The sequence below is a fragment of the Desulfosporosinus acidiphilus SJ4 genome (assembly GCF_000255115.2).
Taxonomy (GTDB): Bacteria; Bacillota; Desulfitobacteriia; order Desulfitobacteriales; family Desulfitobacteriaceae; genus Desulfosporosinus; species Desulfosporosinus acidiphilus.
On record NC_018068.1, the window covers coordinates 2,604,242 to 2,617,202 of the forward strand.

11 protein-coding genes and 2 riboswitches are annotated in these 12,961 nt (G+C 40.7%); of the genes, 9 read left to right on the forward strand and 2 right to left on the reverse strand.

The annotated features are described in order from the left end of the window. The first annotated feature begins 279 nt into the window (after positions 1–279). From DESACI_RS24550 to DESACI_RS11920, 6 genes are all read left to right on the forward strand, one after another. Entirely contained in the window at positions 280–432 is a 153-nt protein-coding gene (locus tag DESACI_RS24550) for a hypothetical protein (RefSeq protein WP_014827442.1), read from the forward strand. Between the two features lie 201 nt (positions 433–633). Continuing rightward, positions 634–723, forward strand: a riboswitch (cyclic di-GMP riboswitch). Positions 724–969: 246 nt separating this feature from the next. Then, positions 970–2,157: an MFS transporter gene (locus DESACI_RS11900; RefSeq protein WP_014827443.1), complete on the forward strand. Its 1,188-nt coding sequence runs from the start codon at positions 970–972 to the stop codon at positions 2,155–2,157. Between the two features lie 249 nt (positions 2,158–2,406). After that, positions 2,407–2,838, forward strand: a complete 432-nt coding sequence (locus DESACI_RS11905; protein ID WP_014827444.1) for an Hsp20/alpha crystallin family protein — start codon at positions 2,407–2,409, stop codon at positions 2,836–2,838. A 457-nt stretch (positions 2,839–3,295) separates the two neighbouring features. Beyond that, positions 3,296–4,075 carry a dienelactone hydrolase family protein gene (locus tag DESACI_RS11910; protein ID WP_014827445.1) on the forward strand — a complete coding sequence of 260 codons (780 nt, stop codon included), beginning with the start codon at positions 3,296–3,298 and terminating at the stop codon, positions 4,073–4,075. Between the two features lie 19 nt (positions 4,076–4,094). Next, entirely contained in the window at positions 4,095–5,330 is a 1,236-nt protein-coding gene (locus DESACI_RS11915) for an anaerobic sulfatase maturase (protein ID WP_207643893.1), read from the forward strand. A 509-nt stretch (positions 5,331–5,839) separates the two neighbouring features. Beyond that, a complete protein-coding gene (locus DESACI_RS11920; protein ID WP_014827447.1) occupies positions 5,840–7,315 on the forward strand; it encodes a PAS domain-containing sensor histidine kinase in 1,476 nt (491 codons plus the stop codon). A 431-nt stretch (positions 7,316–7,746) separates the two neighbouring features. Here the strand turns inward: DESACI_RS11920 and DESACI_RS24910 are convergent, their stop codons facing one another. After that, a complete protein-coding gene (locus DESACI_RS24910; protein ID WP_041276072.1) occupies positions 7,747–7,989 on the reverse strand; it encodes an amino acid permease in 243 nt (80 codons plus the stop codon). 496 nt (positions 7,990–8,485) lie between these two features. On the opposite strand from DESACI_RS24910, the gene DESACI_RS11930 reads away from it, so the two are divergent. Next, entirely contained in the window at positions 8,486–9,622 is a 1,137-nt protein-coding gene (locus DESACI_RS11930) for a GGDEF domain-containing protein (protein ID WP_158310177.1), read from the forward strand. A 145-nt stretch (positions 9,623–9,767) separates the two neighbouring features. Further along, on the forward strand, positions 9,768–10,724 hold the full coding sequence (locus tag DESACI_RS11935) for a VOC family protein (RefSeq protein ID WP_014827449.1): 957 nt from the start codon (positions 9,768–9,770) through the stop codon (positions 10,722–10,724). 164 nt (positions 10,725–10,888) lie between these two features. On the opposite strand, the gene DESACI_RS11940 is transcribed toward DESACI_RS11935, so the two are convergent. After that, positions 10,889–11,776: an NAD(P)H-binding protein gene (locus DESACI_RS11940; protein ID WP_014827450.1), complete on the reverse strand. Its 888-nt coding sequence runs from the start codon at positions 11,774–11,776 to the stop codon at positions 10,889–10,891. 146 nt (positions 11,777–11,922) lie between these two features. Between DESACI_RS11940 and DESACI_RS11945 the strand changes: the two genes are divergently transcribed. Next, positions 11,923–12,483, forward strand: coding sequence for a TetR/AcrR family transcriptional regulator (locus tag DESACI_RS11945; RefSeq protein ID WP_014827451.1), 561 nt, complete (start codon positions 11,923–11,925; stop codon positions 12,481–12,483). A gap of 125 nt (positions 12,484–12,608) precedes the next feature. Next, positions 12,609–12,781, forward strand: a riboswitch (cobalamin riboswitch). The last annotated feature ends 180 nt before the right edge of the window (positions 12,782–12,961 follow it).

Consider the following 12,961-nt stretch of genomic DNA (forward strand, 5'->3'; position numbering starts at 1 on the left):
AACTTCGGTATATTATTTGTTATTTCATTGTACTTTAATAAAGTACAGTTCATACTAACACCAAGGATTTGTGTGGGCGATGAGGGAGCGTTTTGACGCTTCTTTTTATTTTCTTGATTTTAGTTATCATGAAGAAGGTATAATTAATAAAACGAAGATTGAGTTTCGCGTTGTTCAAGAGACACTGATGAAAATCAGCGTGTAGCGTTATTTGGACAACTGCATAAGATATGATATACAAGCCTTCATGAATAATTGGATTAAATAGGGGGTGTCATTATGGCTTTAGGTTCAGGCGCTTTATGGGCTGCATTAGGAAATGTTTGGGCTGCTCTGGGGACTTTTTGGACAGCGTTTGCTGTTTTGTGGGCCGCTATAGGAGATTTGTGGGCCGCTCTGATTGCATTGGTTGCTGCTCCGTCAGCTGCATAAAGGAAGATCGACTAGCTTGCAAAGAGCCTCTGAATCCTGGGGTTCTTTGCACCTTTTTTACATACTTGATCCCATGTTGTTCATTTTCTGTCCAATACTCCAGCCCAAGATAGGGGTAAGGTCCTAAAAATTATTGTTGAAAATGAGGCTATTTGGTAATATATTAAAAGGAATTGGTTTGTTTTTAGAGGACTAATTTCCTAAGCAATACGGCAGACCGTCCGAAAGAGCGGGACGCAAAATCATAGGGTCTAAATTCCTTACACAGAACATGAATGCCTAATTGCTTTAATATTGATCGTACATTTAAGTAACCTTTTAATTGTAGGTTGCTTATTTTATTCATTTAAGTAGTTTAGATAACTGTGATAAGTAAATTATTCCTTAGAATATGAAGAAGGAGATAACGTTTTACTACTTTCCTTAAGTAAGTCATCACGACGGAGCATGGTAGAAATAAGAAGTAAAATGGTTTTCCTGACATAGGGACAGACAACAGGCACAATGATTTTAATACCAAAGGAGATGCAGTTATTATTGAACTGGAGACGAACGCTTTGGATTTTATGGGTGACCAACTTTCTAGTCACGGCCGGTATGAGTTTGGTGATTCCATTCCTTCCTTTATATATTGAAAAGCTCGGAGTACATCAATTAAAGGACATAGAACAATGGTCGGGGTGGATTTTTTCAGCCCAATTTGTCACATCCGTTATTTTCCAACCCATCTGGGGAAGATTTGCCGACAAGCATGGACGCAAAATCATGCTTTTACGTGCCGGCCTAGGTATGGGCGTCGTAACAGCGTTAATGGGCGCAGTTGCGTCTGTGTGGCAATTGCTTTTATTCCGATTATTCAACGGGATCTTTTCCGGATTTATCTCCATGTCCGTTTCATTGCAAGCCTCAATAACGCCTAATGAGCATTCAGGCCAGGCACTTGGCATGCTTCAAACGGGAGCAATTGCAGGAAATCTCATCGGCCCTTTGATAGGTGGTGTTTTAGCCGAAACTATTGGTTTCCGTGCTGTGTTCTTTTTAACAGGAGGGTTTCTTATCGTTGCCGGTATTATTGTTTTGATATTTGTACATGAAAATCATGAGCCAAAAATATATTCGAAAAATAATAAAAAAGGTGAACTTATTCAATTAAAACCACTTTTGCCAGTCTTTATGGCCTCTACATTCACCCAAGTCGGTATGATGAGCATTGAACCAATCGTCTCAATCTATGCAGAAACATTATATTCTGGCGGGCATTTGGCCTTGATTGCTGGTCTAGTTGTTGCAATGAGTGGGTTTGCAAATCTTATTGGCGCACCTACATTAGGTAGATTGGGTGATAATATCGGTCAGCGCAAGGTTTTGATGATTGCCTTATGTTCAGCAGCATGTATGTATTTTCCTCAAGCCTTAGCCACTAATATCTACGTTTTACTTGTGGGTCGGTTCCTTTTAGGATTATTTATCGGAGGTATGATACCATCGTTAAATGTACTCGTTAAAAAGAAGGCTCCTAAAGAGCTGCAAGCTACAGCGTTCGGGTTCAACTCTGCTTCCACTTTCTTAGGCAATCTTATAGGTCCACTAGTTGGGAGTACCGTAGCAGCCACTTATGGTATTAAAAATGTTTTTTATGTTACAATGTTTATTTTGCTTGTTAACGCCGTAATGGTCTATTTTAATCGAAACTTAGATGCAGAACCTAGAGCTGCAGCCAGGTAAAACATTAACTAGTAAACTGCCCTTGATTGTACTATAAGTGAATTATATCTTAACATAAGGAATGGTCTTGGCATCCATTACAAGGTGAAAGGTAAACACTTAATGAGCTAAAAGAATAAATTCAGTCAAGGTCAAAGAAAAAGGTCAGAAATGGTCAAATTTGACGCTTGAGTATGAAGAATAGAGAGAGTATACTAAATGTCAGGAAAGGTCAGGAAGTAAAAAGACCCCTGATGGAGGTATAAAATCATGTATGATTTAATTTCTAGTCCAAGACGGTTGCAGCATTATAATGAGATTGAAAATATTTTTCGAAACTTCTTCAACGAGCCATTTTTTTCCGGGATTACACAAAACACCAACAATCTCAAGGTTGATATCAGAGATAACAGCAACGAGTATGTTCTGGAGGCAGATCTTCCTAACGTGAGTAAGGAAAATTTGAATGTATCATTTGAAGATAATGTGCTAACAATTTCGGTAGAACAAGATAAACAAGTCAAGGAAGAGGAAGAAAACTATATCCGTCGCGAACGTTATCAGCAATCTATCTCTCGCAAATTCGCGTTTGATGGTATTGAAAGTGATAGTATCGAAGCCAGATATGAAAATGGTGTTTTGATAGTGACTTTACCGAAGAAAGTAATTCAAAATACTAATCGAAAAATTGAAATTCAATAAAATAGCAAGGATGAGTGCCCTTAATAAATGGGCGCTCGTCCTGATACATAAATGTATACTCCCGCTAAATGCGGTTAACATACATTCTTTTATGGCATTGCTCCTACTCTATTTACCCCTCCAAGTGAGGGGTTATTTTTTTAGATGGTGTTCTATTTCAATCTTACCTTATTCAAGTGTCAAGATCTTCCACGTAATTATAATTCAGAAGTTTTGTAAATACTTTCGGAAAAGGAGACTTTTGTTTGAATTCTTCGTTTCCTAGTTTATACTAATGATTTAAAAAAGTTACCCAAACTATTCTGCTATAAATTACTACAGGGATGTTCTTTCTGAAAAAGATCGGTATGATAGAAAATGAATTCACTCAGGAATAGGGATATTGATAGCCAAATTTGTCCATCGAATATATAATTAAATGAAACATACATATAACTAGCGCAGAAGGAGAGTCATTATGTGGAACAAATTACGAACTGATGAGTATGAAGGGATGCTGGCTGAGACCATCACTATGCCCGGGTATAAAGGTGATCAAATACACGCCTACTTTTCACGGCCTCTTGGGAAAGGACCATTCCCAGGAATAATCTTGATTCCGCACATGCCCGGGTGGGATGAGTTTTGCCGCGAAACCGCCCGCCGCTTCTCACAGCATGGCTACATGGCTCTTTGCCCCGACATATACTGTCGGTTTGGGCACGGGACTCCTGATGAGATAGCGACAAAAGCTCGTGATGCTGGCGGTGTCGCCGATGACAGCGTAATAGGTGATTGTGAGGGATCTTTAGAATACCTAAATTCTTTGCCTTATTCCAATGGAAAAGCAGGCGTTATCGGTATGTGTTCCGGGGGACGCCACGCCTTTCTTGCGGCGTGCAAGGTCAGTGGACTTGATGCGGCAGTCGATTGCTGGGGGGGACGCGTAGTCGCTTCCAAAGAAGAACTGACTCCAGCCCGCCCTGTTGCCCCCATTGACTATACGCCTGAGTTAGGCTGCCCTCTGTTGGGTCTGTTTGGAAATGACGATAAATTTCCCACACCGGAACAAGTTGACTTGCAGGAAGAAGAGCTCAAAAAATACGGGAAGAATTATAAATTCTATCGGTATGATGACGCGGGACACGGGTTTATGTATTATCATACTCAAATGTATCGGCCGCGGCAGGCCATGGATGCCTGGGAGAAAGTATTTGACTTTTTCGGTGAACATCTAAGTCTGAAGGAAAGAGATTAAGATGCAGCCATTTGTTGTTATGGCGAAGCCGGTTGGGTCGCTGTGTAACTTGGAATGCAGTTACTGTTACTATTTAGAGACAGGACGTTTATTTTCAGGCCAGCATCAACAAGTCCGCATGTCGGACAGCTTGCTTGAAACGTATATCCATCAATATATAGCATCAAGCCCGGGGCCTGTCGTGCAGTTTACGTGGCACGGCGGGGAACCAACCTTAGCAGGATTGGACTTTTACCGGCTGGTAGTAAAATTGCAGAAACGCTATCTCCCGGAAGGATGGAGCTGCTGGAATAATCTTCAGACCAACGGGATTCTGCTGGATGACGAGTGGTGTTCGTTTTTAGCTGACGCCCAATTTGATGTGGGGCTGAGTATAGACGGTACACAATGGCTGCATGACAAAAACCGCAAAGATCATAGAGGCAGCGGCTCTTATGAACGGGCGGTGGCTGCAGTCCGATGCTTGCAGTCTCACGGGATTCAGCCTGATTTGCTGTGCACCGTAACATCCGACAGTGCCAAAGAACCGCTCGCTGTTTACCGGGCGCTCAAAGAGCTTAATACAGGGTGGATTCAATTCATACCAATCGTGCGGCTTGCAGCAGACGGAAACCCGACATCGGACTCCGTGACGGGAGAAGAATACGGAAATTTTCTGTGTGCGATTTTCGACGACTGGATCAGTCACGATCTTGGACAGCTGAATGTCCAACTGTTCGCGGAAATGGCATTAGTATGGTCTGGAGGGAATGCCAGCTTATGCTGGATGGCTCCAACCTGCGGGCAAGTACTCATCGTCGAGCATGACGGCGGTGTATACTCGTGCGATCACTTTGTTAATCCTGACCACCGCATCGGTGACATTGAATCTTCCCACCTGAATACACTAGTTGACTCACCAGTACAACGACGTTTCGGTAACGATAAACAGACGAAACTCCCCCTACAATGCCGTTCTTGTTCATGGCTTTCGATATGCAATGGGGGATGCCCTAAAGACAGGTTCGCTTTAGCGGAGAACGGAGAACAAGGTCTTAATTATTTATGTACCGGTTTACGGCAGATTTTTGCTCATGCAGAACAACCGTTGAGGCATGTCATGAAACTCAGGAAACAAGGGTTGACTTCCGAAGCGATTATAGCTGAACTGCTTGCCGAATTACAGGTCCGGTGGCAAGGTGTGGGACGAAATGATCCCTGTCCCTGTGGTAGTGGTCGCAAAGCAAAGCATTGCTGCTGGTCCAAGCGGTTATAGAAGACTAAGACCAAGAGAATTGTTTTCTATATTCACTAATTCAAACACTTAATCTGTTAACCCGACAAGTTCTCACATGAGGTTAACCGATTTGAAGAGGCATCTTCTGATAAAGAAGGTGCTTTTTTTTAGATTTTGCACTTTACATAATTCTTAATCTTCCAATGACCTTGCCGAGTAATGGAATTCATAGCATTAATAATGGGGCCTGAGCATGCTAAGCAGAACCCGAAGGCTTACATTAAAAAAACAGCTCCATCAGCATCAGTGGAGCTGTTTTTTTAATTCCGTAGGATATGTATCGCCTTTTCTCATATAGTTCTGTGGTAATCAAATCCGAAAAAATGTTTATGTCTTTGCATTTTTACAGAGAGGATATTTCATTTAAAATGCAGAATATGTTGAAATAACTAAATTTCACTCGAATAAACGCCAGGTGATAAGGATTATAATAAATTTCAAATATGACCATTATTCAAGTTTTAGGACAAAATGACGGGAGAATTGATATGAAATCAGATGAGGAAGAAGAACTAAGAAAAATCAAGATGAGATTAGAGGAGGCCCAGGAATTTGCTCATTTAGGCTTCTGGGAATTCGATAGAATCACTGGAGAAAATACTTGGTCTGATGAGCTCTTTCGTATATGTGGTTTCGAGCCGCAAGAATTTATACCAACCATACATGATTTTATAAGTTTAGTACATCCTGACGATAAAGAATTAATAATAAAAATTATGCGAAACCCTATAATTGATACAAGCCCTGAAATAGATTTTAGGATAATTAGAAGGGATGCCGAAAATAGATGGGTCCATGTAAAAATCAAATATGGGCAAGATTTGTCCGGGAAATTAATTCGCACTTACGGAATTGTTCAAGATATAACAGAGCGAAAGCTGGGCGAAATTGACCTGAAAGAAAGTGAGTTAAAGTTTAAGGAGCTTGCTGAAAATCTTGGCGAAGTGGTTTGGGTTCGTCAGAACGAACGGCTTGTTTATATTAATCCGGCATACGAGAGAGTGTGGGGGAAAACATGTCAAAGTTTATATGATGATCCCGATTCTTTTATTGATGCCATACATCCTGAAGATAAAGAAAGAATTATCCAAGTATATTCGGGAGAAATGCGCACTGTAAAAGGTTTATTAAATGAGCAGTATAAAATTATCAGGCCAAATGGTGAGATCCGATGGATTTGGGATAGATCAATGCCTATCCTTGACAAAAACGGAAGAATGATTCGATGTATAGGAATCGCAGATGATATAACAAAAATTAAAGAGTATGAAGAAACATCCCTAAAAAGCAAGATGCAAAAGGAAATGGCCCACCTCGATCGATTGAACTTGGTTGGTCAGATGGCCGCAGGTATCGGTCATGAAGTCCGGAACCCAATGACTACTGTAAGGGGATTTTTGCAATTACTATCTCGCAAAGAGGAGTGTTCCAAATATCTGGAGTTTTTCACCCTGATGATCGATGAATTGGACAGAGCAAATTCTATTATCACGAACTTCCTTTCATTGGCCAAAGACAGGGTTGTTGAATTAGAAATACAAAGCATAAAAGAAATAGTTGAAAACTTATTTCCATTAATCAAAGCGGATGGATTGCTTAACAACAAGTACATAATCCTAGAACTAGAAGAGGTCGAGAAGATCCCTTTAGACAAAAAAGAAATGCGGCAGTTAATTCTAAATCTTGTTCTTAACGGTACGCAGGCGATGTCACCCGGTGGGACTTTGAAGATAAGAACATTTATGGAGAAAGAAGAAGTTGTATTATCCGTTACTGACGATGGTGAAGGGATAGAGCCAGAAGTGCTCGAGAAAATCGGCACTCCATTCTTCACTACCAAAAAAGATGGAACTGGGTTAGGATTAGCAGTTTGCTACAGCATTGCGGCTAAGCATAACGCAAAAATTGATATTGAAACATCCGCAGAAGGAACTACTTTTTTTGTACGGTTTAGACGGAGCTAATTTTTTCTGGAAATTTATGTGCTCCAATAGACTTCGTCTTTCCCCCAAGCGATACACTTTTGCAATGGTGCTTTTAATGAATAAGGTCGGCTCATTCGTCCGATTATGAATGCGACTTTGGGGAAAGGGGCGCATTTCCGCGACAAAGTGCTGGGTTTGACCGGCTTAGGCCGCTTTTGATTTTCTAACATAGTTTTGTTGATTTTCCGAGACTAGGTGCTGAGTATAGAACCAAAGTGGTATATATAAAAGCAACACACCCAGTCCTACAAGCGTGGATGATCAGCCGGAATCCAAGGCATTCAGATACGTGATCCCAACTAGATATAACGGAATATTGATCAGTGCGCAAATCAGCGCGATGAGCTTCCATCCGGAAGGAGCCTTGAATTCTCTGGGCAGCGAACGAAACTTTTTGTCGGAGTATACTTTTACATAGGCGACAGGCTGATGCCGTTAGCGCAAATGTAGCCAATTGCCGAAGCAGCGAGAACGGCCGCAGGAGATTTTAGCGTGATCAGCGCTATATTGAAAAGCGCCGTGACTATCATAGCAATTACCGGAGTTCCATAGGTATTCGTTTTTCCGAAAATCGCCGGAAGATTCTCTTCCTTCGCCATGGACTCCATTGCTCTGGCAGAGCCGAAAAATGCAGTCTGGATGATCAGAACCATAGAAGCGATCAGTCATTTTTAAATTATAAGGCCTCAGTTTAAAACTGTGAATTTCAAGATAGTTATAGGGGATATAGTTATCTGAGATTTCTACGACTCTTCGAGCAGATTGCATCTACTGCTGTCAATATGAATTCAATGCTTATTAACGTGAAATAACTATATATTGAATGATTTAATGTTGGCTATAAATTAAGCCCTTCAATCTTTCTGTTGAAGGGCTTACAACTATATTGAAGAAGAAACGTCGGCTATAAACCGAGCAAATAGTCAGTATAACTGCTCATTAACTCAGTGATTGAATTTATTTTATATATTTCGCGAATACAAAAGGAATATAAGGTATTATGTCGAATTTTAGGTTGATTAGATTTTGTACGATATGTTTGCTAGGTATTAGGGATGATATAGAATTTAGAAACTGCTCATAAGCATATAAAATAAGTTCTAGCCGAAAATACAACTAGATGAATAAGGACTGATAAATATGTTACGAATGATCAGCGATTTATTTATTAACTTTACCATTTTGGCGTCTTTAATTGTTTTTGGAAATCAAATATATAGGGAAGTAGACTCGAGGGTCACCTCAAAATTTTTAAAAGAAGTAATTATTGCCGGAACTCTTGCCGGTATTATTGGGTCAGTTTTAATAGTTTACAGTTCTCAGACCATCAAGGGATTTCTTATCGATTTTTCAAACATAGCCATAATAATTTCTGGAATTTATTTTTCTCTGCCTACAGCAATATTAGCTTCTATTATTATTTACGGTGTTAAAATACTTACTTTGCCAGTCCATGAATTTGGATATTTAGGGCATTTTATAACTGGATTATCTGTTGCAGTTGGTTGTGGGGTAATTGGAAAATTAAAGATAGAACGCTGGAAAAAATGGGTTTTAGAATGTTTCTGGGTATGCTTTGTCTTTGTCGCGAATTTAATCATAACACCACTCCCTCCTCTACCTGCGAAATTAGCACATTCAACAAATGAACCCAATTTAATTTTAATGATAGTAATTTATTGCAGCGGAACAATCTTAGTTTGTTCAATTGTCTTTTATTTAATGGATTATATTATCCTTACGAATCATCGGTACATGGAAATAAAAGAAGCCGCCCTAAAAGACTCTTTGACAGGTTTAAACAATATACGAGAATTTGATAGACTTTTGAATAATGCCCTTGAACATTCCAAAGAAAAGAATGAAAATCTTTCGATGCTATTTTTAGATGTTGATTACTTTAAAAGAATTAATGACACCTACGGACATCCGGTAGGTGATAAAATTTTAAAAGAAATAAGTTCTCTTTTGCAAGAAAACTCCAGACCGGGAGACGTTATTTCCCGAAATGGCGGTGAGGAATTTTCCATTATATTATTAAATTGTTCATTACAACAAGCCGTAAATGTTGCTGAGCGGATTAGAACTTGCGTGGCTCAGTACGATTTTATAATCGATTCAGATGAAACAATCCATGTAACAGTTTCTATAGGCATTTCCTCATTTCCTGAAACTACAAATCAAGTTGATCAGCTGGTAAGACTATCGGATAGAGCGTTGTATGAGGCCAAAAATAATGGAAGAAATAAAGTAGTTGTAGCAAATGACGTAAGGAAAGCCAATTAAAGACACCTTAGATGATGGTCTCGTAGGGGGTTTGTGTGATGGGTTTTAGACACATCAGGATGAACTCCTTTATGGAATTGCCAAAGCGAACTTGGGGCAAATTAGAGTCATGTTATTGGAAAATGCAAATAGAGGAGAGTTTTCCATGAATGCTGAAATCAAGCATATCCATCATATTGGTCATGTCGTTAAAGATATGGGTGTCGCGTTGGAATTGTATCAAAAACTTGGTTTTGATTGTCTAATACCTGCATATCCAATGATGGCAGAAAATGAAGGCGAGAAACCTAAGCCACTTGGCATGGCGAACACACATATTACATTTTTGCGCAACTTCATAGAGATTGCTACTGTAGTAAAAGATGCAGGACTGATTCCCGAAAATGCTAACCTCGTTCCCATTCAGGTTCCACCAGCAGTGCTTCCTAAAGTTCTTGAGAATATCAAACGCACCATAGAAACTGTTTCCAAGTGTCTGGCTCGCTACGAAGGCACCCATATTCTTTGTTTTTTTACACCTGATGTAAACGCTTCGGCGGACAGGTTTGCGAAATGTAATATTGGACATAGCGGAGTCAACGCTGTCCAGCGCCTTGTTGAAACTACTGACGGCGTACAGATAATGCCTGTCAAAGTCTTGGAGATTGATGGAGAAGATGTACCTGAAGGTCGACTCGCCATTGCGGATCTTCCGCCATTAGAAATTTTACAGAAACAAGTCCAAATGGATCATCCGAACGGGGCGATTGAACTTGTTGAAGTTATCCTTTGTGTTACTGATCAAGAAATTGATAATTTTATCAATCGATATCAGCAATATCTAGGCCGCGCTGTGCAGGGAGATGGAGTTACACGTTTTATCGATTTAGAAAGTGCGCGAATAACAATTGTTTCCGAATCTCAGTTGTCCAATTTATTTCCAGGTGAAGTGGCACCGGCTTTGCCGGGATTTGTAGGATATGTTGTTAAAGTACGCGACATATCGGCTACCAGGAAATATATTGAAGGAAACGGATTCCCGGTGATGGAAACAACTAAGGATATTTTTGTACCATCTTCCTCTGCGCTTGGTACTGTCATAGTCTTTAGACAGATAGAGTAAACACAAAATTTTTACTTTAGTCAAAAATTAGTGGATGAATCGCCACTAGTAGAAAATTCACATTATGCCTATGAGCATGCCTCAAAAAATCAACTTTTAACGAATAAAAACGCACCGAGGTGCGTTTTTATATTTGTGGATTAAAAAAATGTCTTCCAATCTATTTATATTGATTTTTTATATGTCTCCGCAAAAACTTTCGCAAAATCACCGAGTTTGACTTTGCCGAGATGGTAATCCGTGGCGCGGAGGCTTGCGTAGAATTCGTCAGCGTTTTCTCCGGCACGATTCATTTGCACGAAGCGGTTGGCTGTGTCTTCATGGAAGCCGATTTTTCTCATATTTGTAGCAATGGCTTCGGCAGGGATTTTTTGGTATTTGGCTTCAATACCATTTTCAGCAAGAGCCTTGAGCCAATCGTTGCCAGTGCCCCAGTCGCTCACGACGAATTTCACGCTTTTTCCCGCTGGGGTGTTGGAAATCAGTGCGTAAACTACATCCGCAATATCAACGGGGCTAACCCAGCCGCGCATGATGTCAGCTGAAACTTGACTGAAGATGGTTTGCTGAGTTTTAAGGCTTTGCATGTCGGCAAAAAGGTTGTTAAAAAAGCCGACTGGGCGGATGTGAACAACGTTCACACCATCAAGTGAGTTGAGCGCGTCTTCTCCAAAATGGTAGCAATAAAGAATGCCGGCGTTGGGGTTGTCAGCGCCGATCGAGCTGAGGTTTACGACATTTTTAACGCCTGAGCTTTGCACGGCGGTCTTATAATTTTCAGAAAGCTCTATGGCGGCCTGCCACATGTCAGCGCCTGACATCGGGTTGATGCCTGAAATCATGAGGTAAACAACGTCGCTGCCTTGGAATGTTGTGGTGAGGAAGTCGACGTCGCGGTTTGAACCGACAGCAGCTTCGGCTCCGAGGGCATGGATAGCGGCGATTCGGTCTTGCGAGCTAGTAATGACGGTGACATCATGTCCGTCAGCGATCAGGCGTGGAAGATAGTTGCGATTGATATTGCCGAGTGAGCCCAGAACTGTAATTTTCATTGTGTTTTAACCTTCTTTTTGATAAAATAATGTCACAAACTGACATTGAAATCATTATACCTTTGCAGAATTTTGTTGTCAATAAAAAATGTCAGACACTGACAAATATGTGGTGCTATCAAATTTAAAAAATAGGAATGAGCAAAATGAAAAGTAAAGAGAAATTGCAGTTAGCAGCCGCACAATTATTTATGAAAAATGGCTATGAAAACACGACAGTGCAGGAGATTGCGAGTCTAGCAGGTGTGACGGAGCGAACATTTTTTCGGCAGTTTAAGGACAAATCGGACGTGCTTTTTGACTCGAGCAATACGTTGGGGCAACGGGTCGCGGCTTTTATCACTGACAATTTTGAGGTCGAGCGAAAGCCCCTGAAGCTTGCAGTTGGCGGTTTTGCGACGATTTCTGAGTTTTTTGATGGTTCGCGGGAGCGTGTATTGGCACGGAATCAAATTATTCAAAGCAACCCTGATTTGCAGGAACGTGAGCTGTTGAAAAGGCAGGTGCTAATTGAGTCTGTCATAAACGCTTTGTCTGTCAAATATGATATTGAACTGTCAGAGCTTGCCGCACGATTTTCGGTTGAAATATTTCACATCGCATTTAAAAAATGGATCAAAAGTGACGAGAAAAGCTTTGCCGAGCAAGTACTCGATGTTTATGCGCTGTATGAAAAACTAATCACCTCACCTGTTTCGCTTGGCTAACCTTCAAGAGGAAATAGCCGCTTTTGGAGATGGAGTTCGAGTGAGTAGATTACGAGGAAGGGATGAAAGCAACATTTTGAGCTTGTTGCTTGACATATTCTATATTCTCAAGTAATATTAGCTTAATTTAACAAGATTTTACAGGTGCCCAATGTGGGAGAATAGGGAACCGGGTGAAAGTCCCGGACGGACCCGCCACTGTAAAGGGGAGCTATTGTCATTACCACTCTGTAAGGAGGAAGGAGGCAAGGAGGCTATGAACCTAAGTCAGGAGACCTGCCTGTAAAATACTTAGTATCGACTTCGTGTCTAAGTCGATTTAGGTGAGGATGATGGAAAAATCCGCACTCATAATGAGTTGCGGGTTTTTTGTTTTTATTTTAAGTTACTAGTTTCGTGGGAGGAGGGGGCAGATGTTCCCATGGGAATTTCCTGAGGGAGATGTAGCTATAGGTCAGTCGCAGAAGTTCATAATGGG

What these genes read in the sequence shown, in the direction of transcription:
- DESACI_RS11915 (WP_207643893.1), top strand. Translation starts at nt 4,095, where the DNA reads ATGGCGAAGCCGGTTGGGTCGCTGTGTAACTTGGAATGCAGTTACTGT.
- DESACI_RS11940 (WP_014827450.1), bottom strand. Translation starts at nt 11,776, where the DNA reads ATGAAAATTACAGTTCTGGGCTCACTCGGCAATATCAATCGCAACTAT.
- DESACI_RS11920 (WP_014827447.1), top strand. Translation starts at nt 5,840, where the DNA reads ATGAAATCAGATGAGGAAGAAGAACTAAGAAAAATCAAGATGAGATTA.
- DESACI_RS11910 (WP_014827445.1), top strand. Translation starts at nt 3,296, where the DNA reads ATGTGGAACAAATTACGAACTGATGAGTATGAAGGGATGCTGGCTGAG.
- DESACI_RS11905 (WP_014827444.1), top strand. Translation starts at nt 2,407, where the DNA reads ATGTATGATTTAATTTCTAGTCCAAGACGGTTGCAGCATTATAATGAG.
- DESACI_RS24550 (WP_014827442.1), top strand. Translation starts at nt 280, where the DNA reads ATGGCTTTAGGTTCAGGCGCTTTATGGGCTGCATTAGGAAATGTTTGG.
- DESACI_RS11930 (WP_158310177.1), top strand. Translation starts at nt 8,486, where the DNA reads ATGATCAGCGATTTATTTATTAACTTTACCATTTTGGCGTCTTTAATT.
- DESACI_RS24910 (WP_041276072.1), bottom strand. Translation starts at nt 7,989, where the DNA reads ATGGTTCTGATCATCCAGACTGCATTTTTCGGCTCTGCCAGAGCAATG.
- DESACI_RS11945 (WP_014827451.1), top strand. Translation starts at nt 11,923, where the DNA reads ATGAAAAGTAAAGAGAAATTGCAGTTAGCAGCCGCACAATTATTTATG.
- DESACI_RS11935 (WP_014827449.1), top strand. Translation starts at nt 9,768, where the DNA reads ATGAATGCTGAAATCAAGCATATCCATCATATTGGTCATGTCGTTAAA.